Annotated in this window: 24 protein-coding genes and 1 tRNA gene; 19 read left to right on the top strand and 6 right to left on the bottom strand. The window is 63.6% G+C overall.

The features are described 5' to 3' along the window. Positions 1-51: 51 nt before the first annotated feature. On the bottom strand, positions 52-1,689 hold the full coding sequence (locus ACODTZ_RS25675; protein ID WP_489029143.1) for an AMP-binding protein: 1,638 nt from the start codon (positions 1,687-1,689) through the stop codon (positions 52-54). Positions 1,690-1,908: 219 nt separating this feature from the next. Between ACODTZ_RS25675 and ACODTZ_RS25680 the strand changes: the two genes are divergently transcribed. Both ACODTZ_RS25680 and ACODTZ_RS25685 read left to right on the top strand, forming a co-directional pair. Further along, positions 1,909-2,889, top strand: coding sequence for an aldo/keto reductase (locus ACODTZ_RS25680; protein ID WP_489029145.1), 981 nt, complete (start codon positions 1,909-1,911; stop codon positions 2,887-2,889). 79 nt (positions 2,890-2,968) lie between these two features. Continuing rightward, on the top strand, positions 2,969-3,763 hold the full coding sequence (locus tag ACODTZ_RS25685; protein WP_489029147.1) for a class I SAM-dependent methyltransferase: 795 nt from the start codon (positions 2,969-2,971) through the stop codon (positions 3,761-3,763). Here ACODTZ_RS25685 and ACODTZ_RS25690 read toward each other — a convergent pair. Further along, complete coding sequence (locus tag ACODTZ_RS25690; protein ID WP_489029148.1) at positions 3,760-4,335, bottom strand: TetR/AcrR family transcriptional regulator; 576 nt, start codon at positions 4,333-4,335, stop codon at positions 3,760-3,762. The two genes, ACODTZ_RS25685 and ACODTZ_RS25690, sit on opposite strands and share 4 nt — an antisense overlap. A gap of 126 nt (positions 4,336-4,461) precedes the next feature. Here ACODTZ_RS25690 and ACODTZ_RS25695 point away from each other — a divergent pair, with 126 nt between their 5' ends. The 5 genes from ACODTZ_RS25695 to ACODTZ_RS25715 all read left to right on the top strand — a co-directional run bounded on the left by ACODTZ_RS25695 (position 4,462) and on the right by ACODTZ_RS25715 (position 9,251). Then, positions 4,462-5,760, top strand: a complete 1,299-nt coding sequence (locus ACODTZ_RS25695; RefSeq protein WP_489029150.1) for an MFS transporter — start codon at positions 4,462-4,464, stop codon at positions 5,758-5,760. 121 nt (positions 5,761-5,881) lie between these two features. Then, a tRNA-Leu gene (locus tag ACODTZ_RS25700) sits at positions 5,882-5,966 on the top strand. Positions 5,967-6,215: 249 nt separating this feature from the next. Then, complete coding sequence (locus tag ACODTZ_RS25705; RefSeq protein WP_489029152.1) at positions 6,216-7,958, top strand: cation:proton antiporter domain-containing protein; 1,743 nt, start codon at positions 6,216-6,218, stop codon at positions 7,956-7,958. Positions 7,959-8,097: 139 nt separating this feature from the next. Further along, a complete protein-coding gene (locus ACODTZ_RS25710; protein WP_018901513.1) occupies positions 8,098-8,694 on the top strand; it encodes a YqaA family protein in 597 nt (198 codons plus the stop codon). Between the two features lie 50 nt (positions 8,695-8,744). Then, entirely contained in the window at positions 8,745-9,251 is a 507-nt protein-coding gene (locus ACODTZ_RS25715) for a disulfide bond formation protein B (protein WP_111565122.1), read from the top strand. An 81-nt stretch (positions 9,252-9,332) separates the two neighbouring features. Here ACODTZ_RS25715 and ACODTZ_RS25720 read toward each other — a convergent pair whose 3' ends face one another. Together ACODTZ_RS25720 and ACODTZ_RS25725 are read right to left on the bottom strand one after the other, a co-directional pair. Then, complete coding sequence (locus tag ACODTZ_RS25720) at positions 9,333-9,890, bottom strand: HNH endonuclease (RefSeq protein WP_018901511.1); 558 nt, start codon at positions 9,888-9,890, stop codon at positions 9,333-9,335. Between the two features lie 111 nt (positions 9,891-10,001). Beyond that, positions 10,002-10,646, bottom strand: coding sequence for a DNA-3-methyladenine glycosylase family protein (locus tag ACODTZ_RS25725; protein WP_489029155.1), 645 nt, complete (start codon positions 10,644-10,646; stop codon positions 10,002-10,004). A 142-nt stretch (positions 10,647-10,788) separates the two neighbouring features. Here ACODTZ_RS25725 and gluQRS point away from each other — a divergent pair, with 142 nt between their 5' ends. Beyond that, entirely contained in the window at positions 10,789-11,670 is an 882-nt protein-coding gene (gene gluQRS / locus ACODTZ_RS25730; RefSeq protein ID WP_489029157.1) for a tRNA glutamyl-Q(34) synthetase GluQRS, read from the top strand. On the opposite strand, the gene ACODTZ_RS25735 is transcribed toward gluQRS, so the two are convergent. Then, positions 11,617-12,549, bottom strand: coding sequence for a YihY/virulence factor BrkB family protein (locus tag ACODTZ_RS25735; protein ID WP_018901508.1), 933 nt, complete (start codon positions 12,547-12,549; stop codon positions 11,617-11,619). The two genes, gluQRS and ACODTZ_RS25735, sit on opposite strands and share 54 nt — an antisense overlap. Positions 12,550-12,626: 77 nt before the next feature. On the opposite strand from ACODTZ_RS25735, the gene ACODTZ_RS25740 reads away from it, so the two are divergent. The 7 genes from ACODTZ_RS25740 to ACODTZ_RS25770 all read left to right on the top strand — a co-directional run bounded on the left by ACODTZ_RS25740 (position 12,627) and on the right by ACODTZ_RS25770 (position 18,055). After that, the gene (locus tag ACODTZ_RS25740; RefSeq protein ID WP_489029159.1) at positions 12,627-13,460 is read left to right on the top strand and encodes an SDR family oxidoreductase; all 834 of its coding nucleotides are present in this window, start codon (positions 12,627-12,629) and stop codon (positions 13,458-13,460) included. A gap of 15 nt (positions 13,461-13,475) precedes the next feature. After that, positions 13,476-13,679 carry a twin transmembrane helix small protein gene (locus ACODTZ_RS25745; protein ID WP_018901506.1) on the top strand — a complete coding sequence of 68 codons (204 nt, stop codon included), beginning with the start codon at positions 13,476-13,478 and terminating at the stop codon, positions 13,677-13,679. Positions 13,680-13,705: 26 nt separating this feature from the next. Beyond that, on the top strand, positions 13,706-14,284 hold the full coding sequence (locus tag ACODTZ_RS25750) for a cob(I)yrinic acid a,c-diamide adenosyltransferase (RefSeq protein ID WP_112941401.1): 579 nt from the start codon (positions 13,706-13,708) through the stop codon (positions 14,282-14,284). A gap of 42 nt (positions 14,285-14,326) precedes the next feature. After that, positions 14,327-15,127: a rhomboid family intramembrane serine protease gene (locus tag ACODTZ_RS25755; RefSeq protein ID WP_489029162.1), complete on the top strand. Its 801-nt coding sequence runs from the start codon at positions 14,327-14,329 to the stop codon at positions 15,125-15,127. 158 nt (positions 15,128-15,285) lie between these two features. Next, the gene (locus ACODTZ_RS25760) at positions 15,286-16,032 is read left to right on the top strand and encodes an electron transfer flavoprotein subunit beta/FixA family protein (protein WP_489029164.1); all 747 of its coding nucleotides are present in this window, start codon (positions 15,286-15,288) and stop codon (positions 16,030-16,032) included. A 24-nt stretch (positions 16,033-16,056) separates the two neighbouring features. Continuing rightward, positions 16,057-16,986 carry an electron transfer flavoprotein subunit alpha/FixB family protein gene (locus tag ACODTZ_RS25765; protein ID WP_489029166.1) on the top strand — a complete coding sequence of 310 codons (930 nt, stop codon included), beginning with the start codon at positions 16,057-16,059 and terminating at the stop codon, positions 16,984-16,986. Positions 16,987-17,173: 187 nt separating this feature from the next. Further along, entirely contained in the window at positions 17,174-18,055 is an 882-nt protein-coding gene (locus ACODTZ_RS25770) for a 3-hydroxybutyryl-CoA dehydrogenase (protein WP_026283550.1), read from the top strand. A 285-nt stretch (positions 18,056-18,340) separates the two neighbouring features. On the opposite strand, the gene tlpA is transcribed toward ACODTZ_RS25770, so the two are convergent. Further along, on the bottom strand, positions 18,341-19,003 hold the full coding sequence (gene tlpA / locus ACODTZ_RS25775) for a thiol:disulfide interchange protein TlpA (protein ID WP_489029168.1): 663 nt from the start codon (positions 19,001-19,003) through the stop codon (positions 18,341-18,343). Between the two features lie 42 nt (positions 19,004-19,045). On the opposite strand from tlpA, the gene argH reads away from it, so the two are divergent. The 4 genes from argH to ACODTZ_RS25795 all read left to right on the top strand — a co-directional run bounded on the left by argH (position 19,046) and on the right by ACODTZ_RS25795 (position 24,996). Next, positions 19,046-20,446, top strand: coding sequence for an argininosuccinate lyase (argH, locus tag ACODTZ_RS25780; protein WP_113011858.1), 1,401 nt, complete (start codon positions 19,046-19,048; stop codon positions 20,444-20,446). 136 nt (positions 20,447-20,582) lie between these two features. Beyond that, positions 20,583-20,777, top strand: a complete 195-nt coding sequence (gene lptM / locus ACODTZ_RS25785; RefSeq protein WP_112941407.1) for an LPS translocon maturation chaperone LptM — start codon at positions 20,583-20,585, stop codon at positions 20,775-20,777. Between the two features lie 12 nt (positions 20,778-20,789). Continuing rightward, positions 20,790-22,058 (top strand): diaminopimelate decarboxylase, encoded by a 1,269-nt coding sequence (gene lysA, locus ACODTZ_RS25790; RefSeq protein ID WP_018901497.1) that lies wholly within the window; start codon positions 20,790-20,792, stop codon positions 22,056-22,058. Between the two features lie 178 nt (positions 22,059-22,236). Next, entirely contained in the window at positions 22,237-24,996 is a 2,760-nt protein-coding gene (locus ACODTZ_RS25795) for a TIGR02302 family protein (protein WP_489029171.1), read from the top strand. The last annotated feature ends 98 nt before the right edge of the window (positions 24,997-25,094 follow it).

Below are 25,094 nucleotides of genomic sequence, written 5' to 3' on the forward strand. Positions count from 1 at the left end.
CGGGGCGTCTTTTCTGTTTAATCTAAGGGAAATATCGGGCGCCACACAAGCCTACCCCTCACCCACCGCCCGCTCCCGCAGCATCCGCCGGATCACCTTGCCCGACGTCGTCAGCGGCAGCGCATCGACGAACGCCACCTCGCGCGGATATTCGTGCATCGACAGCCGCATCTTCACCCAGTCGCGGATCTCCGCCGCCAGCGTGTCGCTTGCCGCAAACCCCGGCGCCAGTACCACGTAAGCCTTGACGATCTCGGTGCGCAGCGCGTCGGGCTTCCCCACCGCCGCTGCCATCTGCACGGCCGGGTGGCCGGTCAGGCAGTCCTCGATCTCGGCCGGGCCGATGCGGTAGCCGGATGAGGTGATGACGTCGTCGTCGCGGCCGAGGAAGGTGATGTAGCCGTCTTCGTCCTGCCGGCCGAGATCGCCGGTCAGCAGCCAGTCGCCGGCGAATTTGCGCGCGGTCGCCTCCGCGTCGTTCCAATAGCCGAGAAACATCACCGGATCAGGCCGCGCGATGGCGATCTGGCCGACCGCACCCGGCGGCAGCACTGCGCCGGCCTCATCGACGATCGCCACCCGATGCCCCGGCACCGCCTTGCCGATCGCCCCCGGCTTGCTCACGCCAAGCGCGGCGTTCGAGGACAGCACGAAATTGCACTCCGTCTGCCCGTAGAATTCGTTGACCTCGATCCCGAGCGTGCGGCTCGCCCAATCATGCGTCTCCGCGCCCAGCGCCTCGCCGGCAGCACCGATGGTGCGCAGCTTGAGATCGTATCGCTGACGCGGATCGGGCACCGATTTCATCAGTCGCAAGGCCGTCGGCGGAATGAAGCCGTTGCGCACCTTCATCTCGGCCATGATCCTGTAGGCCATGTCGGCATCGAATTTCTGCGCCGGCGACGAGACGACAGGCACGCCGAGCATCAGGCTCGGCAGCAGCGCGTTGAGCAGCCCGCCCGCCCATGCCCAGTCCGACGGCGTCCACATCCGGTCACCCGGTTGCGGAAAATTCTCATGCGCGAACTGGATGCCCGGAATATGCCCGGCCAGCACCCTGTGCCCGTGCAGCGCCCCCTTCGGCGCGCCCGTTGTGCCCGAGGTGAAGATCATCAACGCCGGCTCGTCCGGCCCGGTCGGCGGCACGTCGAAGCTCGGCGCATGACGTTCCACCAAATCGCTGAAGGAGACGACGTCGGCGCTGTCGTCAAAAGCGCCGACGCTGATCACCGTCTTGAGGTCCGGCAGCCGGTCGCGGATTTCATGGATACGCTCGAGGCCGAAACCATTGGTCACGACCGCGGCCGCGCCCGAGGTCTTTAGCCGATATTCCAGCGCTTCGACGCCGAAGAGCAGCGCCAGCGGTACCGCGATCGCGCCCATCTTGTAGATCGCCATATGGGCGATCACCGTCTCGAAGGACTGCGGCAGAAGCAGCGCCACTCGGTCGCCTTTCTTGAGACCGAGCGCGACGAGCCCATTGGCAAGCGAGGCCGAGCGCGCCGCAAGCACGCCATAGCTCAGCGAAAGATGATCGCCATCCGGGCTGAAATGCTGGAGACAGACCCGCTCCGGCTCGCGCGCCGCCCAATCGTCCGAGCACACGCGGCCGATGTTGAAATCCTCGGGGATCGTCCAGGCGAAATCGCGGTAGAGATCGTCATAGCGAGCGCGCGGCGGCAGCTTCATGGGCGCAGGATCATCGATGGGGTCTCGGTCTCGGGGCAAAAGTCCGTTTATGCTGCAGCAGCTAACACCCTGGGCGCGGCTCACGCAAGCGTGAAGCCCGGATCGCCCTTCCCGCCCCGGGGAACGCATGGTTGTTTGCTGCAACCGCTGCCAATCTGGCGGGGAGTGCCCTAGATAGGGGTAGCGCCAGGGTTTCTTTTCTCATCACGGAGCGATTTCATGGAATACGTCAAATTCGGCGGCACCGGCCTCGAAGTGTCGAAAATCTGCCTGGGTTGCATGACCTTCGGCGAGCCCGGCCGCGGCAATCACAGCTGGACGCAGGCCGAGGAGCCGAGCCGCGCGCTGATCAGGCAGGCGCTCGAAGCCGGCATCAACTTCCTCGACACCGCCAACACCTATTCCGACGGCTCGTCCGAGGAAATCGTCGGCCGCGCGATAAGGGATTTTTCGCGCCGCGACGAGATCGTGCTCGCCACCAAGGTCTTCAACCGCATGCGCCCCGGACCGAACGGCGCCGGCCTGTCGCGCAAGGCGATCTTCGACGAGATCGACAATAGCCTGAAGCGCCTCGGCACCGATTATGTCGACCTCTACCAGATCCACCGCTTCGACCCGACGACGCCGATCGAGGAGACGCTGGAGGCGCTGCATGATGTCGTGAAATCGGGCAAGGCGCGCTATATCGGTGCGTCCTCCATGCATGCCTGGCAGTTCGCCAAGATGATCTACACCTCAAGGGCCAATGGCTGGACCCCCTTCGTCAGCATGCAGGACCACCTGAACCTGCTCTACCGCGAGGAAGAGCGCGAGATGCTGCCCTTCTGCCAGGACCAGAAGATCGCCGTCATTCCCTGGAGCCCGCTGGCGCGCGGCCGCCTGACCCGCGACTATGACGAAAAGACCGCCCGCAGCGAGACCGACGAATTCGGCAAGACGCTCTATAAGCAGGCCGAGGATGCGGACCGCGCCATCATCGGCAAGGTCGGCGATCTCGCCAAGAAGCACGGCGTCTCCCGCGCCCAGATCGCCACGGCCTGGATCCTGCAAAAGAGCGCCGTCACCGCGCCGATCATCGGCGCCTCGAAATCCGGTCATATCGACGACGCCGTCGGTGCTCTCTCGGTCAAGCTCTCGGCCGAGGATGTCGCGGCGCTGGAAGAGCCCTACGTGCCGCACCGCGTCGAGGGATTCAAGTAAGGTCACCGGACACAGGCCTGCCCCCGAAACGGGCAGGCCCACGATCCACTTCAAGATATCGCCGCTTGAGGATATCCCCATGACCGTCATCCCCTTCGAGGCCCGCCGCTTCCGCTCGACGGCCGCCTATTACACCCGCTACCGCGTCCCCTATCCCGACGAACTGATTGCCCGCGTCGCCGAGCGCGCCGGCCTGCAGACAGGCGAGCGCCTGCTCGACCTCGGCTGCGGCCCCGGCCAACTCGGCATCGCCTTCGCCCGCATGACAGGCGCAAAGGTCACCGGCATCGATCCCGAACCGGAGATGCTGGAGACGGCCCGCGCCGATGCCGAGATAGCCGGTGTAACCGTCGATTTCATCCACGGCTCGTCCTACGATCTCGGCCCGTCGCTTGCGCCGCTGAAGATGACGGTCATGGGCCGCTCCTTCCACTGGATGGACCGCTCGGCGACGCTCAAGGCGCTCGACGCCATCACCGTCAAAGACGGTTGCGTCGTGCTCTTCGGCGATCGCCACATAGCCTCCACGCCGGATTGGCGCACAGCCGTCAACGCGCTGGCGGAAACCTTCGCGCCGGACCGCAACGCCGACCGCGAGCGCCGCAAGGGCCCGGATTGGGTCGCCCACGAAACGATCCTGCTGCAATCGCCCTTCAAACACCTCGAGCGGATCGGCATCGTCAGCGAGCGCCAGCTGACCGCGAACGACATCATCGGCCGCGCCTTCTCGACCTCGGTGACGTCAACGGAAGCGCTGGGAGACAAGGCCGAAGCCTTCGAAAGCGAGCTGCGTGATGCGCTGGCAAGGCTTTCGCCCGATGGCCGCTTCGCCGAGACGGTCGAGATTAGCGGCCTGATCGCCCGTCGCGGCTAGCCGTTAGCCGGCGAAAGAGCATCACGCGTCGTGAACAGGAAATTGTCGGACAGCTCCCGGCTCTCCACCGCGCGTGCCAGGATCACCGCGCCCATCATCGCTGACAGCGTCGTGAAGCCCTTGGCGCGGCGCTCGTCCGCGCTGTCGCCGGGCACGATCTCGGAGAGTATATCGACCAGCGCCGAGAGCCCGTCATTGAAGGTCGAGCGCACGGCGCCTTGGCTGCGGCTCACCTCCTGCACCAGCGAGGCGAAAACGCAGCTGCCGCCGGGATCGTCGACGCTGCAACGCGAGAGATAATGATTGAGGAGCGCATCGAGCGGCGCGTCCGGCGCACTTGTTATAATCTCGTTCCAGCGGATTTTCACCCGCTCGATCAGCGCCCGGCTGACTTCGAGCGCCAGATCTTCCTTCGACTGGAAATGCCCGTAGAAGCCGCCATGCGTCAGCCCCGCGGCCTTCATGATCTCGGCCACGCCTGTCGATTCGAACCCCTTCTCGCGAAACAGCACGCCCGCGACACCGAGAATCTTCTCCCGGTTTTCCGCGAATTTCTCCCGGCTGACACGCATAGCAAGGCTCCTAAAAAACACCGCTTGACAATTTATATGACGCGCATCATCAATAATCAACAATGATGATGACCATCATCTAAAAATTAGTACTAGCCTCCGGCAACATCATACGGAACAGCCCCCATGGTCTCCACTGCACTTGCCTCCACGCTGGCGCGGCGCAACATCCACTACGGATGGGTCGTCGTCGCCGCCACCTTTCTCACCATGCTGGTCACGGCAGGCGCGATGGGCGCGCCGGGCGTACTGATCAAGCCGCTGCAGGACGAGTTCGGCTGGGAGACGTCGCAAATCTCGTCGGCGCTCGCCGTCCGCCTGCTGCTCTTCGGCCTGATGGGGCCCTTCTCGGCCGCCTTCATGAATTATTTCGGCGTCCGCAAGGTCATCGTCTTCGCCATGATCCTGATATCAAGCGGCTTCGTCGGCTCGCTGTTCATGACCGAGATCTGGCAGTTGCTGCTGCTCTGGGGCATCGTCGTCGGCCTCGGCACCGGGCTGACCGCCATGGTGCTCGCCGCCACCGTCTCGGCCCGCTGGTTCACTAAGCATCGCGGCCTGGTCGTCGGCATGCTGTCTGCAAGCTCCGCCACCGGCCAGCTGGTCTTCCTGCCCCTGATGGCACAGCTGACGGAGAGCTACGGCTGGCGCGCCACCGTCTTCTTCGTCTGCGGCATGATCCTTTTCGCGGCGCTCGTCGTGCTTGCCTTCATGCGCGACCGCCCGTCGGATCTCAACCTCCCCTCCTTCGGCGAGGACCGCATCACCCCGCCGCCCGTACAGACCGGCGGTCTCTTGACCATGCTCGCGGCCCCGATCGTCGTTCTCAAGGAGGTCTCGAAGACCTCGACCTTCTGGATCCTGTTTGCCACCTTCTTCATCTGCGGCCTGAGCACCAACGGCCTGATCCAGACGCATTTCGTCACGCTCTGCGGCGATTTCGGCATCCTGCCGGTGGCGGCCGCCAGCGTGCTTGCCGTCATGGGCATCTTCGATTTCTTCGGCACGATCGGCTCCGGCTGGCTGTCGGACCGTTTCGACAATCGCTGGCTGCTATTCTGGTATTACGGCCTGCGCGGCCTCTCCCTGCTCTTCCTGCCCTTCAGCGATTTCTCCTTCTACGGCCTGTCGATCTTCGCCGTCTTCTACGGGCTGGACTGGATCGCCACCGTGCCGCCGACGGTGAAGCTTGCCGCCGAGCGCTTCGGCAAGGAGAAGGTCGGCATCGTCTTCGGCTGGGTCTTCACCGGCCACCAGCTGGGCGCCGCCACGGCCGCCTACGGCGCCGGCCTGTCGCGCACTGAGCTGCAGAGCTATCTCCCCGCCTTCTTCATCGCCGGCGCCTTCTGCCTGCTCGCCTCCATCCTGGCGATCACGATCAAGAAATCCGGCCTCACCACCCCGGCCGCCTCCGTCGCCCACTGAAGAGATCCTTCCGGCCGAAGCCATTCGGCCGGAAGCCCCACGAAATCAGCCCGATACCCGCATCCCCGTCTTGCGCCATCAGTCAAACGCATGCTAGACACCCGCCTCGTCGGTATCCGTTGCCCCATTGGCGGAATTGGTAGACGCGCTCGACTCAAAATCGAGTTTCGAAAGAAGTGCTGGTTCGACTCCGGCATGGGGCACCACTGGACTACCCACTACCGCTTGGCCTTTGCGTCTTACTATCATCTGAAGTTGAAAGCGGTCATCGCCCTGTTACGCGGGGCGCTCCCGAAGCCACGCCGCCGACTTACGGCTCGTTTATAGAGAAGCAGGCGCAAAAACGGTTCTCTCCAGCTTTCCGCCCGCCCATACATAGCTCAATTTAAATCAGCAGTTTAATTTCCCCCGCACATCGGTCAAAGTGCCGGCTCCCAAAAGGAGAACACACAAGCGTGCATCACGACGTCCCCCTCATCGCCACCATTGCCGTCAGTTTCGGGTTCGCGGCGATCCTTGGCTATCTTGCCGATCGCCTGCAGCTGCCGCCGCTGGTGGGCTATCTGCTGGCCGGGATATTGATGGGGCCGATCACGCCGGGTTTTGTGGCCGATACGGGGCTTGCGAGCCAGCTGGCCGAAATCGGGGTGATCTTGCTGATGTTCGGCGTCGGGTTGCATTTCTCGGCGCGTGACCTGCTTGCGGTGCGCGGCGTCGCCATTCCCGGCGCGATCGCGCAGATCCTGATCGCGACGCTGCTCGGCGTCGGGTTGGCGGAGTGGTGGGGCTGGAGCCTCGGCGCCGGCATCGTCTTCGGGCTGAGCCTCTCGGTCGCCAGCACCGTGGTGCTCCTGAAGGCGCTGGAGGAACGAAATCTGGTCAATGCCGCCAGCGGCCGCGTCGCCGTCGGCTGGCTGATCGTCGAGGATCTGGCCATGGTGCTGGCGCTGGTGCTGCTGCCTGCTTTGGCCGAGCTGCTCGGCGGCCACGCGCCTTCGGGCGCGCATGGCGCCGCCATGCCGCTGCCGCTGACCATCGCACTGACGCTTCTGCAGGTCGGCGCCTTCGCCGCGATGGCGATCTTCCTCGGCCCCAAGGTCGTGCCCTGGCTGCTGATCCGCGTCGCCCGCACCGGCTCGCGCGAACTCTTCACGCTGACGGTCCTGGCATTGGCGCTCGGGATCGCCTTCGGTTCGGCGCAGATCTTCGGCGTGTCCTTCGCGCTCGGCGCCTTCTTCGCCGGCGTGGTCATGAGCGAATCCAGCCTCAGCCATCGCGCGGCCGCCGATTCCCTACCATTGCAGAACGCGTTTTCGGTGCTGTTCTTCGTGTCTGTCGGCATGCTGTTCGATCCATCGATCATCGTGCGTCAGCCGCTCGGCGTTCTCTCCGCGCTGCTCTTGATCATCGTCGGCAAGGGGATCATCTCCTTCGTCGTCGTGACGCTCTTGCGCTATCCGATCGGCATGGGCCTGACGGTTGCGGGCGGGCTGGCGCAGATCGGCGAGTTCTCGTTTATCCTGGCCGGCCTTGGCGTCACGCTCGGCCTGCTGCCGACCGACGGCCAGGACATCATCCTCGCCAGCGCCATCATCTCGATCACGCTCAATCCCATCGTCTGCGCCGGGGCCGAAGCGCTGCATGGCTATATCCAACGCCGCTGGCCGCAAAGTGCGCGCTATGGCCACGCCAATTTCGACATCCTCAACGATGAACTCGACAAGATCCGCGCCATCACCGAAGCGCGCGAACACCAGCACCAGCTGGAAATGCGCGAGCTCAGCGAAACCTTCCCGCTATTCGCCAATGTCGACGAGAACTCGCAGGAGGAGCTGCTTCTGCTGTTCCGCCCGAAATCGGCGCTTCCCGGCGAGCGCGTCATGCGCAAGGGCGATCGCGGCGGCGGCATGTATTTCCTCTCGGCGGGCGCCGTCGAAGTGCAGCTGCCTGATGATGCGATAAGGCTGGAGCCCGGCGCCTTCTTCGGCGAGATGGCGCTTTTGAGCGGCGGGCGCCGTAACGCAGATGTGGTCGCTGTCGATTTCTGCCATTTCTTCGTGCTCGAGCGACGCGATTTCAACATGTTCACGGCCAAACATCCGGCGCTGCGCCAGATGGTCAGCGAGATGGCGCGCGAACGCACCGAGATGAATGTCATGCGCCAGAAGCGCGTCCCGTCTCCTGGTGTCGCGTCCTGACCCCCGCGCGATCACGGCACAATTCCCTCGCACGATCACGAAGAGTTTTTTATCGCACTGCCGCATGACTGACACAGCAGCCATTTACAGGCCGATATCAGGCCCATAAAGCTCATGCACGCAACCTGAAAGGACCGGAATGCTTCGCAGATTGTACGACTGGACCATGTCGCTGGCATCCCGCAAATCGGCCGAAGTCTGGCTTGCCGTTATCGCCTTCGTCGAAAGCTCCGTCTTTCTCGTTCCGGCCGATGTCCTTTATCTTCCCATGGCGCTTGCCAAGCCCGAGCGCGCCTATCGCTACGCGCTGGTGGCGACCGTCGCCTCCGTTCTCGGCGGCATCGCCGGCTGGGCGCTCGGCTATTACGCTTATGACACGATCGCCCGCCCAGTGCTCGAATTCTACGGCAAGCTCGATGCCTTCGAGCAGATGCGAACCTACATCCACGACGAATGGGAAATCCTGCTGCTGTTGCTGGTGACGTCAGGTCTCGCGCATCTGCCGCCGATCAAGATCGTCACCATTCTCGCCGGCGTCATTCACATGAACCTCGGCTTCTTCATCATCTCGGCGATCATCGCCCGTGGCGCGCGCTTCCTGTTCCTCGCCTGGCTGCTGCGCCGCTATGGCGAACCGATCCGCCACTTCATCGAAAAACGCCTCGGCCAGATCACCGCGATCGTTGCCGGCGTGCTGATCGTGGCAGGTGTCGGCTACAAGCTGCTTGCCCACTGATTATCCGCTAACACCATAATCCCCATGCGCCATTTGCCCGGAGCCCCCGCATGACCTTCTCTGTCCGCCGTCCCACCTTCATCTATTCCATCGTGCTGGCGATCGGCATGGCCGTGGTCATCGGCTCCGCGCTCGGCTTCCAGTATATCGGCGGCTATATTCCCTGCGAGCTCTGCCTGATGCAGCGCCAGCCCTATTATTACGGCATCCCGCTGGTCATCATCGGCGCCATCACATCGGCGCTCGGCCTGCCCAACTGGATCGGCCGCACCTTCCTGCTCGCTGGTGGACTGCTGATGGTCGTCGGCGCCGGCATGGGCGTCTATCACGCCGGTGTCGAATGGCACTTCTGGGCCGGCCCCACGGCCTGCTCGACCAGCGCCAGCAGCATGACGCAGAACGCCGGCGATCTCCTGACGGAACTCAACACAATCAAGGGCCCCTCCTGCACGGAAGCGGCACTGCGCGTCGCTGGCCTGTCCATGGCTGGCTGGAACGTGATCGCAAGCCTGATCCTCGCCGCCTTCGCCTTTATCGGCGTGCGCAAGTCTGCCTGACCAACAAAGTCGGCCTGACCAAGCCGGGCTGATCCATCGAAGCGTGGAGCAGTCCTGCCCGGAAACGGGCCGGACTGGGGATCAGGGCTGCAGTTCGCTATCCCAGTAGAGATAGTCGAGCCAGCTATCGTGCAGATAGTTCGGCGGGAAGAGCCGGCCATTGTTGTGCAGGTCCTGCACGGTCGGCTGGTAGGGCTTCTGGTGCGGGAACATGCCTGCCTGCTTCGGGAGCTTGCTGCCCTTCCTGAGATTGCAGGGAGAGCAGGCCGCCACGACATTCTGCCACGTCGTCTCGCCGCCATGGGCGCGCGGAATGACGTGATCGAAGGTCAGGTCGTTATGATCGCCGCAATACTGGCACTCGAACTTGTCGCGAAGGAACACGTTGAAGCGCGTGAAAGCCGGATTGCGCGAAGGCTGCACATAGGTTTTCAGGCACACGACGCTCGGAAGCCGCATCGAATAGCTCGGCGAGGAGACCGAATGTTCGTATTCCGCGATGATATTCACACGGTCAAGAAAGACCGCCTTGATCGCGTCCTGCCAGGACCAGAGCGACAAGGGATAATAACTCAGCGGCCGATAGTCAGCGTTCAGAACGAGCGCTGGCAGGGCCTGAGGTGAAACAGCGATCGTCAAGGCACTCTCCTGATCGATTCGGCATCTGCACTCTTATATTAGGCCGGTTGTGACGGCATTGTGAAGTCCAATAAATTCAAGCCACACAATGGCATTTCTATGTGTTGCCGTTCAGCCGACCGGAACCAGGCCGCGGCCCAGTTTCGCTGCATAATACGCCCAGAAAAGCCGCGCCGCCACCGATCTCCACGGTGCCCAGTCCGCCGCCAGTCGAGCCAGCTGTCGCGCGCCGGGCCGCGCATCCAGGCCGAAGGCGGCCGCCACCGCGTTCTGCAGCGCCACGTCGCCGGATGGAAAGACGTCGGCGTGACCGCCGCAAAACATCAGATAAACCTCCGCCGTCCATGGCCCGACGCCCTTCAGCGCCGTCAGCGCCGCCAACGCCTCCTCTGGCGGCAGGCCTGACAGAGCCTGAAGGTCGAGCCCGCCGGAGGCGACAGCCTCGGCGATCCGTGTCAGCGTCTCCGCCTTGGCGCGCGACAGGCCGACCTCGCGCCATGCCTCCGGATGAAGACCGGCATAGGCCTCGGCCGTCAGCACGACATCATCAGGCCGCATCCGCCGCCAGATCGCCTCGGCACTCGCCCGCGACACCATCTGCGACACGATGATATGCGCCAGCCCCTCGAAGCCGGGTTGCCTGAGCCGCAAGGGAAGTGGACCGGCGTCGGCGGCGATCGAGACGAGACGCGGGTCGATGATGATGAGTTCGGCCAACCCCTGGGCCACGTCCCCGTCGTTGCGAATGATATGCACGCTTCCTCGCGATCTTAGAGCATGTCTCCCGAAAGTGGCCGCCGGTTTCGGGATCAAGACATGCGGAAAAACAAAGACCTAGAGCGCGACGAGCGAATCTGAAAGATCGCGACGCGCTCTAAAATCCGTGGCAGAAGAAAGCATGATCGCGATTCCCCGTCAAAAGCCCGTCTTCCGTTTTGCTCCGAGCCCCAACGGCCCGCTGCATCTCGGCCATGCGCTTTCAGCCTTCCTGAACCGCGACATGGCCGACATCACCGATGGCCGCTTCCTGCTGCGCATCGAAGACATAGATCTCACCCGCTGCACACCCGAATTCGAAGCGGGCATCTACGCGGACCTGAAGTGGCTCGATATAAATTGGGAAGAACCGGTGCGACGGCAGTCGGAGCATTTCGATGCCTATCAGGCGTCCCTGGCTGACCTGATCGACCGCGGCCTCGCCTACCCCGCCTTCCTCACCCGCGGCGAGGTCAAGACCAGGGTCGCGGCATCCGAGGCACAAGGCAGCGCGTGGCCGCGCGATCCCGATGGCTCGCCGCTCTACCCCACTGACGATCGCGACCGCCCCTCAGGCGAGCGGCAGGCGATGCTGTCCTCTGGCCTGAAACATGCCTGGCGGCTGGACATGGCAAGGGCGCTTGAGCAGATCGGCGAGCCGCTCTCCTGGCAGGAGACCGGAGACGGCGACCGGGGCGTGATCGCCGCCGACCCCTCATCCTGGGGCGATGTCGTGCTGTCGCGCTCGGACGCGCCGTCGAGCTATCATCTTTCCGTGGTGGTCGATGACGCGCTGCAGGGCGTCACCCATGTCGTGCGCGGTCTCGATCTCTTCCATGCGACCTCGGTGCACCGCGTCCTGCAGACGCTGCTCGATCTACCGGCACCGACCTACCACCACCATCGCCTCGTCACCGACGCGGCCGGCCGCAAGCTCTCGAAAAGCAGCGGTGATACCGGCCTCTCGGACCTACGAGCCCGAGGCATCCCGGCGCACGATATTCGCCACCTCGTCGGGCTTTGATGGCTTCTGGCCCTGGCCGCTCAGGAAATTGTGCGAGAAGATCGCCCGCACCCGGAATTTCAGCAGTGCCGCGTTAAGCTCGGCGCCGATGATGAAGATCACCCCTATCATGTAGAGAAAGATCAGCACGATCATCACCGATGCGAGGCCCGCATAGGTGGCGGCGTAGTTGGCGAAGGTCGCGAGATAATAGGCGAAGATCAGTGCGCCGATAAACCACAGGATCAGCGTCAGAAGCACGCCCGGAACGACATCGAACACCCGCCTACGTCCGGCCGGAAGCCACAGATGCACGACCAGCAGACCGACCGTCAGCACGAACAGCGTGCCGTAGATACGCCAGTTGAAGACAATGTCGAGCGTATCGGCAAACAGCGGAAACCACTGCCGGGCGTAATCGAGCGCCAGCGGCACCGCCACAAGCAGGATGCTGATCGCCGCGAAGATCGTCACCGCGATCATCACGAAGCCGAGGCTGGCGAGACGGGTAAAATACCACGGCCGCGTTTCCTGCACGCGGTAGGCGCGGTTAAGGGATATGCGCAGCGCCTCGACGCCGTTTGAGGCGAAGTAGGCGGCCGCCAGCACCGAGATCGTCAACAGCCCGCCGCGCGGCACGGTCAGGACCAGGAGAACCTGGTCGGCGAGCGGCTTGGCGATCGCCTCCGGCCACGTGTCGAAGACGAGGTGCACGGCGGTCATCGAGAACTGGTCTGCGCCGAGGAAATTGGCAAGCGCGGTGCCGAAAATCAGGAAGGGAAAGACGGCGAGAAGCGTGGAAAGTGCCACATGGCTTGCCATGGCGAAGCCGTCATCTTCAAGGAAATGCCAGATCGCATCGTAAAGCACATCATACAAGATGCGAAAAAGTTTCAGCATTCCGGCTCCCGGCATTCCTCATTGTGTCGCCCGATCGAATATGGGAAACGAGTCCTAGTTTGTACAGGAATCATTCCATGTCGGATCAACGCACTATCATCATTACCGGATGTTCGTCCGGGATCGGTGCTTATTGTGCCCGTGCGTTGAAGGCCGACGGCTGGCGCGTCCTTGCGACCGTCAGAAAGTTCGACGATCTGGCGCCGCTTCAGGCCGACGGCATCGAAGCCTTCCGCATGGATTACACCAGCCGCGATTCGATCGCCGACTTCGTCCGCGAGATCACGGAGCTCAGCGGCGGACGCATCGACGCGCTCTTCAACAACGGCGCCTATGGCCAGCCGGGCGCTGTCGAGGACCTGACGACCGACGTGTTGCGCGAGCAGTTCGAGACCAACTTCTTCGGCTGGCACGAGCTGACGCGACAGATCATTCCGCTGATGCGCAAGCGCGGCCGCGGCCGTATCGTCCAGTGCTCCTCGATCTTGGGCGTCGTGCCCTACCGTTATCGCGGCGCCTATACCGCTTCGAAGTTCGCGCTCGAAGGCTTGAGCATCACGCTCCGCATGGAGCTCGAAGGCAGCGGCATTCATGTCAGCCTGATCGAGCCCGGCCCGATCGCCTCGCGTTTCGTCGCCAATTCGCTTTTGAAGATCAATGAGCACATCGACGTCAGGGGCTCGGCGCATGCCGTGGATTACCGCCGCCAGCTGGCAAGGCTCGATGGCTCCGGCCCGGCCAACCGCCACAAGCTCGGCCCCGAGGCCGTCTATGATGTCCTGAAGCACGCATTGAACGCCCCGCGCCCGCGACCACATTACCCAGTGACGCGGCCGGCCAAGCAGGGCATGTTCTTGAAAAAGCTCTTGCCCGCGGACCTCTTCTACCGGCTGCTGCGCAGGTTCGATTGAGGAGGAGGAAACCCAATGTCTACTGTCGTCTACGTTCTCGCCATCATCGTGATGGGCCTTGTCGCCATCGTTCTGATCCGTGGCCTGTTCAACATGATGAAGGGCGGCGACGCCAACCTGTCCAACAAGCTGATGCAGCTGCGCGTGTTGCTGCAGGCCGTCGCCGTGCTCCTGATCATGCTGACGCTGTGGCTGACCGGCGGCGGTCGCCCCAGCTGATCACCCCACCGAGGAGGAGATAGAGCATGGTCAAGCTCAACAAGATCTACACCAAGACGGGCGACGACGGCACGACCGGGCTGGTCGCCGGCCCGCGCCGGCTGAAGGACGATCTGCGCGTCGAGGCCTTCGGCACCATCGACGAGGCCAATTCGGCGATCGGCATCGCGAGATTGCACATGCAGGGCATGCCCGAGCTCGATGCCATGCTGATGTCGATCCAGAACGACCTTTTCGATCTCGGCGCCGACCTCGCCACGCCCGATACCGGCACGCCGCCGGAATACGAGCCGCTGCGCATCGTCGAAAGCCAGGTGACGCGCATCGAAAACGACATCGACAAGCTGAACGCCGATCTGCAGCCGCTCAAATCCTTCGTGCTGCCGGGCGGCCACTCCGCCGCAGCCCACCTGCATCTGGCCCGCACCATCACCCGCCGCGCCGAACGGCTGATGGTGACGCTATCGCGCAGCGAAGGCGAGATCGTCAGCGCCGCAGCGTTGAAATACGTCAATCGCCTCTCCGATTTCCTCTTCGTCGCTGCCCGCCACGCCAATGATCGCGGCCACGCGGATGTGCTTTGGGTTCCCGGAAAAAACCGCTAGGCTTGAGCTGATCGACATCAAGCAACTGGACCGCCGGCCCACATGTTCATACCGCTGCACGATGCCAACACGCTGAAGCATATCAAGCTGCAATGGGTGACGATGGGGCTGATTGCGGTCAACATCGTCGTCTGGCTGTTTACCGGTGTCATCGCCACGGAATCGGTCGCGCAGGCGGCCTTTGTCGGCCTCGGCTACATCCCGGCCGTCGCCTTCCACTACGCTCACCTCGAACCGGCGCTCGCGATCACGCCCGAGCCGCTGACCTATATCAGCTACTCCTTCGTCCATTCCGGCTTCTGGCACCTCGCCTCCAACATGCTGTTCCTCTGGGTCTTCGGCGACAATGTCGAGGATGCGATGGGCCATTTGCGCTTCCTCGTCTTCTATCTCCTTTGCGCCATATCGGGCGCGCTCGTCCACGGGCTGATCGGCATGACCTCGCAGGCGCCGCTGATCGGCGCGTCCGGCGCCATATCCGGTGTCGTCGCCGCCTATCTGATGCTGCACCCGCGCGTGAAGGTCTGGGTGCTGGTCTTCATGCGCGTGCCGCTGCCGCTTCCAGCCTTCGTGCCGCTGATCCTCTGGACCGGCCAGCAATTCGTCATGCTGGCGCTCGAGCCTGACGGCAACGTCTCCTGGGGCGCCCATGTCGGTGGCATTATCGCAGGTGCTCTTCTCGTCCTCGTCATGCGCCGGCGCGGGGTGCTGCTCTTCGACAGCGAGGTGGTGACGCCCAAGGCCGTGCGCGACCGCCCGACCCCCAATCCCGCCATGATCACCGTCCCCGGCCAGCCACCGCGCCCGCGCTTGCCCTGGGACAAATCAAGCCGAAAATATTGACGTGAACGTAAAGGTAATATAATCCCCATGGAATTTGCCTGTCTGCGTCATGGAAGCGTTGTCTTTGGAGGAAAAACGCGTATCCATGTCGCCATTCGACAATCGGAGCAGCGCGGAAACGCGCATTTTCTTGGCGAAAGAGTTGAAGGAAGGACCACATGAAGATTCTCGTCCCAGTAAAGCGGGTGGTTGATTACAACGTGAAGATCCGCGTGAAGCCGGATGGCACGGGCGTCGAACTGGCCAACATCAAGATGTCGATGAACCCCTTCGACGAAATCTCGGTGGAAGAGGCGCTTCGCCTGAAGGAGGCCGGCAAGGCCGAGGAAGTGATCGTGGTCTCGATCGGTCCCGCGAAGGCCGAAGAGACGCTGCGCACCGCGCTCGCCATGGGTGCTGACCGCGCCATCCTCGTCGAGACCGACGATGCCGTCGAGCCGCTCGCCGTCGCCAAGATCCTGAAGGGCGTCGCCGACGCCGAACAGCCTGGTCTGATTATCGTCGGCAAGCAGGCGATCGATGACGACAGCAATCAGACTGGCCAGATGCTGGCGGCATTGCTGGGCACCGCGCAGGCCACCTTCGCCTCGAAGATCGAGATCGGCGATGGCAAGGCAACCGTGACCCGCGAAGTCGACGGCGGCCTGCAGACCATCGACGTCAAGCTCCCCGCGGTTGTCACCACAGATCTCCGCCTCAACGAGCCGCGCTACGCTTCGCTGCCCAACATCATGAAGGCGAAGAAGAAGCCGCTCGACAAAAAGAGCCCGGCTGATCTCGGCGTCTCCACCGCGCCGAAGCTAAAGGTGCTGAAGACCGAGGAGCCAAGTGGCCGCAAGGCAGGCGTCAAGGTTGCATCGGTCGCCGAGCTCGTCGAAAAGCTCAAGTCCGCCGGCGTCCTCTAAGGTTCGAGAAAGGGAGATTTCATTATGGCCATTCTTCTTCTGGCTGACCACGACAATGCAAGCCTTTCCGACCAGACCGCAAAGGCGCTGACGGCAGCCGCCAAGATCGGTGGCGACGTCACCGTGCTGGTCGCCGGCAAGGGCGCCAAGCCTGCAGCTGACGCCGCCGCCAAGCTGTCGGGCGTCTCCAAGGTCCTGCTCGCCGAAAGCGACGAGCTCGCCAACAATCTGGCCGAGCCGCTGGCCGACCTGATCGTTTCGCTGGCCGCCGGCTACGACACCGTTATCTCGGCCGCCACCTCGGTCGGCAAGAACGTGCTGCCGCGCGTCGCAGCCCTGCTCGACGTCGCCCAGGTCTCGGAAATCATCGAAGTCGTCTCGGCCGACACCTTCAAGCGCCCGATCTATGCCGGCAACGCCATCCAGACGGTGCAGTCGACAGACGCCAAGAAGGTCATCACCGTGCGTACGGCGTCCTTCGCCGCTGCCCCTGAGGGCGGTTCGGCTTCGGTCGAGGCGATCCCCGCCGTCTCCGATCCGGGTCTCTCCACCTTCGTCAAGGACGCGCTGTCGACCTCCGACCGTCCGGAACTGACATCCGCCAAGATCATCATCTCCGGCGGCCGCGCGCTCGGTTCCTCGGAGAAGTTCCAGGAAGTCATCCTGCCGGTTGCCGACAAGCTCGGTGCCGCCGTCGGTGCCTCGCGCGCCGCCGTCGATGCCGGCTACGCGCCGAACGACTGGCAGGTCGGCCAGACCGGCAAGGTGGTCGCACCCGATCTCTACATCGCCTGCGGCATCTCCGGCGCCATCCAGCATCTGGCCGGCATGAAGGATTCGAAGGTCATCGTCGCGATCAACAAGGACGAGGAAGCGCCGATCTTCCAGGTCGCCGATTTCGGCCTCGTCGCCGATCTCTTCGACGCCCTGCCCGAGCTGCAGAAGGCTCTCTAAGTCGGTGGACGCCCGGTTTCGCATGCGGCTCCGGGCTTCCATGATCGCGCGTCATCTTTCGCACGTGCGAGCGACTGGAAAATTATCTTTTTAGGGGCTACTACTGCTGCCGGGCGATCATTCGTCCGGCAGTTTTGTTGAATAGGTACGGCAATCGCGGGGGCGAAGGCCGAGCAGGGGTGTGGAGATGACTGCGGTGTTCAAGACAATCGGAATTATCGGCGCGGGCCAGATGGGTTGCGGCATCGCGCAGGTTTCGGCTAGCGCAGGCTACAAGGTCCACATCTACGATCTCACCCAGGATCGCATCGAGCGCGGCCTCGCCACCATCAACGGCAACCTTGCCCGCCACGTCACCAGCGGCAAGATGACCGACGAGGAGCGCTCGAGCACGCTCTCCTTGATATCGGGCTCCGCCGACATCAACGACCTGGCCTCCTCCGACCTCGTCATCGAGGCAGCGACCGAGGATGAAAGCGTCAAGCGCAAGATCTACGCCACGGTCTGTCCGGTCCTGAAGCCGGAAGCAATTATCGCCACCAACACCTCTTCCCTTTCGATCACCCGCCTGGCCTCAGCTACCGACCGCCCCGAGCGCTTCATGGGGATCCACTTCATGAACCCGGTGCCTGTCATGAAGCTGGTCGAACTCGTGCGCGGGATCGCCACCGAAGAGACCACCTTCAAGAAGGCCCGCGAATTCGTCGCCTCGCTCGAAAAGACCGTCACCGTCGCCGAGGACTTCCCCGCCTTCATCGTCAACCGCATCCTGCTGCCGATGATCAACGAGGCGATCTATACGCTGTACGAAGGCGTCGGCACCGTCGATGCCATCGACACCGCCATGAAGCTGGGCGCCAACCACCCCATGGGCCCGCTGCAACTCGCCGACTTCATCGGCCTCGACACCTGCCTGTCGATCATGCAGGTGCTGCATGACGGCCTGGCCGACAGCAAGTACCGCCCCTGCCCGTTATTGGTGAAATATGTTGAAGCCGGCTGGCTTGGGCGGAAGTCCGGCCGTGGGTTCTATGATTATCGTGGTGAGGTTCCGGTTCCGACGCGGTAGGTTTTTTTGCGTAGACGTCTGCGGAAAGCAGAGGCAATCGCAGAACCCGGAGCCCCCTCATCCGCCTGCCGGCACCTTCTCCCCGTTGGGGAGAAGAGACTTTGGGGCGGGCCGCTCGCCTCGCAACTTAGCTAGAGAAAATTCTTATCCAAGGCTTGAAGAAGGGCAGAGCGCCCACCACCTGCCCCTTCTCCCCAACGGGGAGAAGTGCCGGAGCGCCAGCGAGGCGATGAGGGGGCCACAGGCGCAAACGCCGCGACGACCGACCGCAACTCCCCCAAAAAACTAAATCCCCACAGCCCCCTTGATCAGCGCCTTGGCATCCCCGCTGTCCCAGGCCGCCGGGCCGTTCATCGCCGAGATCAGGCACCCCTTGTCGTCGATCAGCAGCGTCACCGGCAGACCGAACGCCAAGCCCTGCTTCTTCAGCCCGTTGAACACGGCGATCGTGTCGTCGCGGTAGAGTTTCAGCGCATCGACGCCCGTCTCCGACAGAAACGTCTTCGGCTTCTCGTCGTCGCCGGTGTCGATGTTGACGGGCACCACCTGGAACTTGTCGCTGCCGAGTTCCTTCTCCAGCGCGTTCAAGGCCGGCATTTCCTCGCGGCAGGGCACGCACCATGTCGCCCAGAGATTGAAGAGCACCGTCTTGCCGGCGAAGTGGTCAAGCGTCATCGGCTTGCCGTCGGCGTCCTTGAAGGCGATCGATGTCATCCGGACCGGCTGTTCGGGCGCGACCATGGCGGCCACCTCGCCCTTCAGGAACGGCTTGATGCGGGTCGCGATGTCCTTCGTGGCCTTGCATTCGCCCGCCGCCATATCGGCGCCGCCATTGCCAGACCCCGTCTCCTTAATGTAAACCGCTGCCGCACCGGCAATGATGCCTGCGACGACCGCGATCCCGATCAGTTTCAGGGATGGCAGGCGCAAGGGCGTTCTTGTTGTCATTTCATTCTCCCGGACACGCGTTCTTCAAGGCAGGCATCTTTCATGGCCGACAGCACGGACACCAAATCCTCCAACCAGATGTGGGGCGGACGTTTCGCTTCCGGCCCAGATGCGATCATGGAGGAGATAAATGCCTCGATCGGTTTCGACAAGAAGCTGTTTGCGCAGGATATTCGCGGATCGATCGCCCACGCCACCATGCTCGCCCACCAGGCTATCATTTCGGCCGATGATAAGGACAAGATCGTCGAAGGGCTAAACACGATCCTGTCAGAGATCGAGAGCGGCAATTTCGAATTCTCCCGCAAGCTCGAAGACATTCACATGAATGTCGAGGCACGCCTTGCGACGCTGATCGGCCCGGCCGCCGGCCGCCTGCACACGGCCCGTTCGCGCAACGACCAGGTGGCGCTCGATTTCCGCCTCTGGGTGAAGGAAGAGCTGCAGAAGACCGAACAGCTGCTGACCAGCCTGATCGCGGCCTTCCTCGACCGCGCCGAAGAGCATGCCGATACCGTCATGCCCGGCTTCACGCATCTGCAGACCGCCCAGCCCGTCACCTTCGGCCATCACTGCATGGCCTATGTCGAAATGTTCGGCCGCGACCGCTCGCGCGTGCGCCACGCCATCGAGCATCTGGACGAGAGCCCTATCGGCTCGGCGGCGCTGGCCGGCACCGGCTATCCGATCGACCGCCACATGACGGCCAAGGCGCTCGGCTTCCGCGAGCCGACCCGCAATTCGATCGACACCGTTTCCGACCGCGACTTCGCGATCGAGTTCCTGGCGCTGGCCGCGATCTGCGCCATGCACTTGTCGCGTCTGGCCGAAGAGATCGTCATCTGGTCGACGCCGCAGTTCGGCTTCGTGCGCCTGTCGGATGCCTTCTCCACCGGCTCCTCGATCATGCCGCAGAAGAAGAACCCGGACGCCGCCGAGCTGGTGCGCGCCAAGACCGGCCGCATCAACGGCTCGCTGATCGCGCTGCTGACGATCATGAAGGGCCTGCCGCTCGCCTATTCCAAGGACATGCAGGAAGACAAGGAACAGGTCTTCGATGCCGCCGAGAGCCTGGAACTGGCAATCGCGGCGATGACCGGCATGGTCCGCGACCTGACCATCAACACCGAGCGCATGAAGGCGGCCGCTGGCACCGGTTATTCGACCGCGACCGATCTCGCCGACTGGCTGGTGCGCGAGGCGGGCCTGCCCTTCCGCGACGCCCACCATGTGACCGGCCGCGCCGTGGCGCTGGCAGAAAGCAAGGGCTGCGATCTTTCCGACCTGTCGCTCGCCGATCTGCAGGCAATCAACGCCGCCATTACCGACAAGGTCTATGACGTGTTGACCGTCGAGGCCTCGGTCGCCAGCCGCAAGAGCTTCGGCGGCACTGCGCCGTCGGAAGTCAGGAAGCAGATCGCCTACTGGCGCGCCCGCAACTGATCCCGAAAAGGGCGGAGCGCAACCCGCTTCGCCCCTTCGATTTCGCAAAGCGCGAGACCGCAACAATCAGGGTGCACAAGGCGGATAAACTTCGCTATGAAGGTGTCCATCCGTGCCGCTTCCCAAGAGGAATTCCATGCAGACCAGCTTCCCGCAGATCATCCGCCTGACGGTCGTTTTCGCCGTGATCGGCCTTGCCGTCGCCGGATGCGGGCGCAAGGGCGACCTCGATCCGCCGAGCGTGCAGGCAACGAAGGAGGGCGACTCGTCCAAACCGACGCAGCAGCCCGGTGTCAAGGACAAGCACTTCTTCCTCGATCCTCTTCTGTAACAGGCGACTAAAGTGAACCATTTCGAGTATCGCGACGGCATCCTCTACGCCGAGAACGTTCCCGTTCCCGAGATTGCCAAGGCCGTCGGCACGCCCTTCTACGTCTATTCCACGGCAACGCTCGAGCGCCACTACAAGGTCTTCTCGCAGGCCTTCAGCGACGTCGATTCGATGGTCTGCTACGCCATGAAGGCCAATTCGAACCAGGCCGTCCTGAAGACGCTCGGCAATCTCGGCGCCGGCATCGATGTCGTCTCCGAGGGCGAGCTGCGCCGCGCGCTGGCAGCCGGCATCCCGGCCAACCGCATCATGTTCTCCGGCGTCGGCAAGACCGCGCACGAGATGGACTATGCGCTCGAAGCCGGCATCTACTGCTTCAACGTCGAATCCGAGCCTGAGCTCGAGATCCTCAACCAGCGCGCCGTCAAGGCCGGCAAGAAGGCGCCCGTCTCCTTCCGCATCAATCCCGATGTCGACGCCCGCACGCACGCCAAGATCTCGACCGGCAAGAAGGAAAACAAGTTCGGCATCTCCTGGGAACGCGCCCGCGCCGTCTACGCCCGTGCCGCCACCTTGCCCGGTATCGAAGCCACCGGCATCGACATGCATATCGGCAGCCAGATCACCGAGCTGCAGCCCTTCGACGACGCCTTCAAGCTGCTGCGCGAGCTGGTCAGCACGCTGCGCGCCGACGGCCACGATATCCACCATGTCGATATCGGCGGTGGCCTCGGCATTCCCTACAAGGACGACAACAACCCGCCGCCGCTGCCCGACGCCTATGCCGCGATCGTCAAGAACCAGCTGCGTGAGCTCGGCTGCAAGATCGTCATGGAGCCCGGCCGCCTGATCGTCGGCAATGCCGGCATTCTGGTCACCGAAGTGCTCTACGTGAAGGACGGCGGCGAAAAGACCTTCGTCATCGTCGATGGCGCCATGAACGACCTCATCCGCCCGACGCTTTATGAGGCCTATCACGAGATCCGCCCCGTGGTGATCTCGGCCGCCAACGCGCCGCGCATCAAGGCCGATGTCGTCGGCCCCGTTTGCGAGACCGGCGACTACCTGGCGCTCGATCGCGAAATGGCGATGCCGAAATCGGGTGACCTCTTCGCCGTCAGCTCCGCCGGAGCCTATGGCGCGGTACAGGCCGGCACATACAATAGCCGCCTGCTGGTGCCCGAAGTGCTGGTCAAGGGCAGCGATTTCCACGTCATCCGCCCGCGCCGGACCTATGAAGAGCTGATCGCGCTCGACAGCGTCCCCGCCTGGCTCGACTGATCAACGGCAATCACTTTTTGGCGAAGACGCGGGAAAAACCGGCATTGACCGGCCCCTGCCCTCGTCTTCGCCACAAAGAGTGTTATCCTTTCCGCATACCGTCTTGCCCGGTCGCCGCCGCGCAAGCCCTCTCTGCCCTTTAACGCCAGGCCCCTAACGCCAGATCGCGGAGACCGGATTGAAGAACAGCACCAAGAGCGAAAAGAAAGGTGCCTTTGCCCTGAAGCCGTCGCTCGCGCGACTGGTGGCGGCAAAGCGCCTGACCGCCCAATGCGTGTTGCTGTTCGAGCAGGTGCTGCCTCTCACCCTGCCCATCCTGTCGCTCGCAGCGCTGTATCTCGCCGCATCCTGGTTCGGCGTCTTCCGCATCGTTCCCGATTGGCTGCGCATCGTGCTGCTATTCGGCTTCGGCCTCGGGCTGCTGGCGACGCTCTATCCCTTCCGCAAGCTGCACTGGCCGGGTTCGGCCGCCGCCGACCGGCTGCTGGAAGAGCGCAACGGCTTGCCGCATCAGCCGGTCGCCGTGCAGGAAGACGAGCCGGCCTTCGACACGCCCTTCGCCCGTGCGCTGTGGCGCGAGCACCAGACCCGCATGGCCGAGAAGATCGCCTCGCTGGATGCCGGCTTCCCGCAGCCCGATATCGCCTCGCATGACCGCTGGGCGCTGCGCGCCATCCCGGCCCTTCTGATCGTCGTCGCCTTCGGCTATTCGCTCTCGACGAACGGCGGCTCGATCAGCGACGCGCTGCAGCCGCGCCCGCAGGCCCAGGCGACCGACCCGGCCGTGCGCATCGACGCCTGGATCACCCCGCCCACCTATACCGGCCGCGCCCCCGTCTATCTCACCGCGACCGGCAGCGAGCAGGGCGCGATCAAGATCCCGCAATCGTCCAACCTCACCGTGCGCGTCTCCGGCGGCAAGGCCGACGAGAAGGTTGTCTTCGCCCGCGAGGACGGCCAGCGCATAGAGATCGCCGCCGCTGAAAACCCCGCCGCCACGCCGAACGCACCCGCTTCGGGAACACCCGCGACACCTGCTCCGGCAACGGCCGAGGGTCAGCAGCCTGCAGCGGCAACGCCCCAGCAGCAGACCGCCTCCACGCATCTGATGAAGCTCGAGGAAAACGGCACGCTCGAGGTCAACGGCCGCAAATGGGCCTTCGACGTTATCCCGGACAAGGCGCCCGAGATCGCCTTCAACGGCTTGCCGAAACCGACAGTCAACGGCGCGCTGGAGATCGGCTACACGATCAAGGACGATTACGGCGTCCAGGAAGCCACGGCCGAAATCGTGCCTGTCGAGACGGACACGAGCGCCACGCCCCTCTATCCGCTGCCCGAATACAAGCTCGACATTCCGCGCCGCAACGCCCGCGACGCCAAGGGTGTGGCCAGCAAGAACCTCACCGAGCATCCGCTCGCGGGCAAGCGCGTGCGCATCACGCTGATCGCCAAGGACGCCGCCGGCCAGACGGGCCGCAGCCCGCCGCACGAGATGACGCTGCCCGCCCGACCCTTCAGCGAGCCGCTTGCCGCCGCCGTCGCCGAGCAGCGCCAGACCTTCGCGCTCGACACCCGCAAGATGCCCGAGGCGATTGCGCTCAACGAGGCACTGACGCTGCGCCCGGAAGAGACGATCCCCAACCTCACAAATTACCTGCTGATCGAATCCGCCCGCCAGCGCATGAAGCTCGCCAAGGGCGACGAGGCGCTGAAGGATACCGCCGACTATCTCTGGGACATCGCCATCGGCATGGAGGACGGCAATCTCTCTGAAGCCGAGCGCAACCTGCGCAACGCCCAGCAGAACCTTGCCGACGCCCTGCAGCGCAATGCGCCCGACGCCGAGGTCAAGAAGCTCATGGACGAGCTGCGCAAGGCGATGCAGGACTACATGAAGGAGCTGGCACAGCGCATGCAGAATGCGCCGATGCAGCCCAACCAGAACGCCCAGAACGTCATTCGCCAGCAGGATCTGGAGCGGATGATGGACCAGATCGAAAATCTGGCCCGCTCCGGCAACCGCGACGCCGCCCAGCAGATGCTGTCGGAGCTGCAGCGGATGATGAACAACATGCAGGCCGGTCGCCCGCAGCGCGGCCAGCAGCAACAGGGCCAGGACAACAGCCAGATGCGCCAGCAGATGGACAAGCTCGGCCAGATCCTGCGCGACCAGCAGAAGCTGATGGAAGAGACCTTCAAGCTCGACCAGCAGCTGAAGGACCGCATGCAGCGCGGCGACCCCAACAACATGAACCCCGACCTGGGGATGAACGACCCGCTTCTGAACGACATGCCGATGGACAATGACGGCATGCCGCAGGATCAGCAGCAACAACAGGGCCAGCAAGGCCAGAACCAGCAGGGCCAGCAGCAACAGGGCCAGCAAGGCCAGCAGGGCCAGAACCCATCGGACGAGATGACGGCCGAACAGCTGCGCGAGGCGCTGAAGCAACTGCGCGAGCGCCAGGACCAGCTCGGCAAGCAGCTCGGCGAAATGCAGAAGAGCCTCGGCGACATGGGCATGAAGCCCGGCCAGGGCTTCGGTCAGGCGCAGCGCGAGATGGAAGGCGCCGGCCGCGAGCTTGGCCAGGGCCGCGGCGAGCCGGCCATCCAGGGTCAGGGCCGCGCGCTGGAAGCATTGCGCCAGGGCGCCCGCGACATGATGAACCAGATGATGCAGGCGCAGCAGGGCCAGCAAGGCCAGGGTCAGGGGCCGCAGGGTCAGGTCGGCCAGGGCAACCAGAACGGCCGCGATCCGCTCGGCCGTCCGCGCCGCGCCGACGGTCCAGACTTCGGCGATCAGGTGAAGGTGCCCGACGAGATCGACGTGCAGCGCGCCCGCGAAATCCTCGATGCCATCAGAGAAAAGCTGGGCAACAACCCTTCACAGGAGATGGAACGGCGCTATCTTGAACGCCTGCTCGATATTCAATAAGACGCAGGATATATTCTTGATTTCAAACCTGCCCCGAACAGCGGCTTTTCACCCGTATGGGGCTATTCCAAAACCGCGGAAGCTTCGTAATGTCGCGG

Source organism: Rhizobium sp. FG113 (assembly GCF_057809895.1).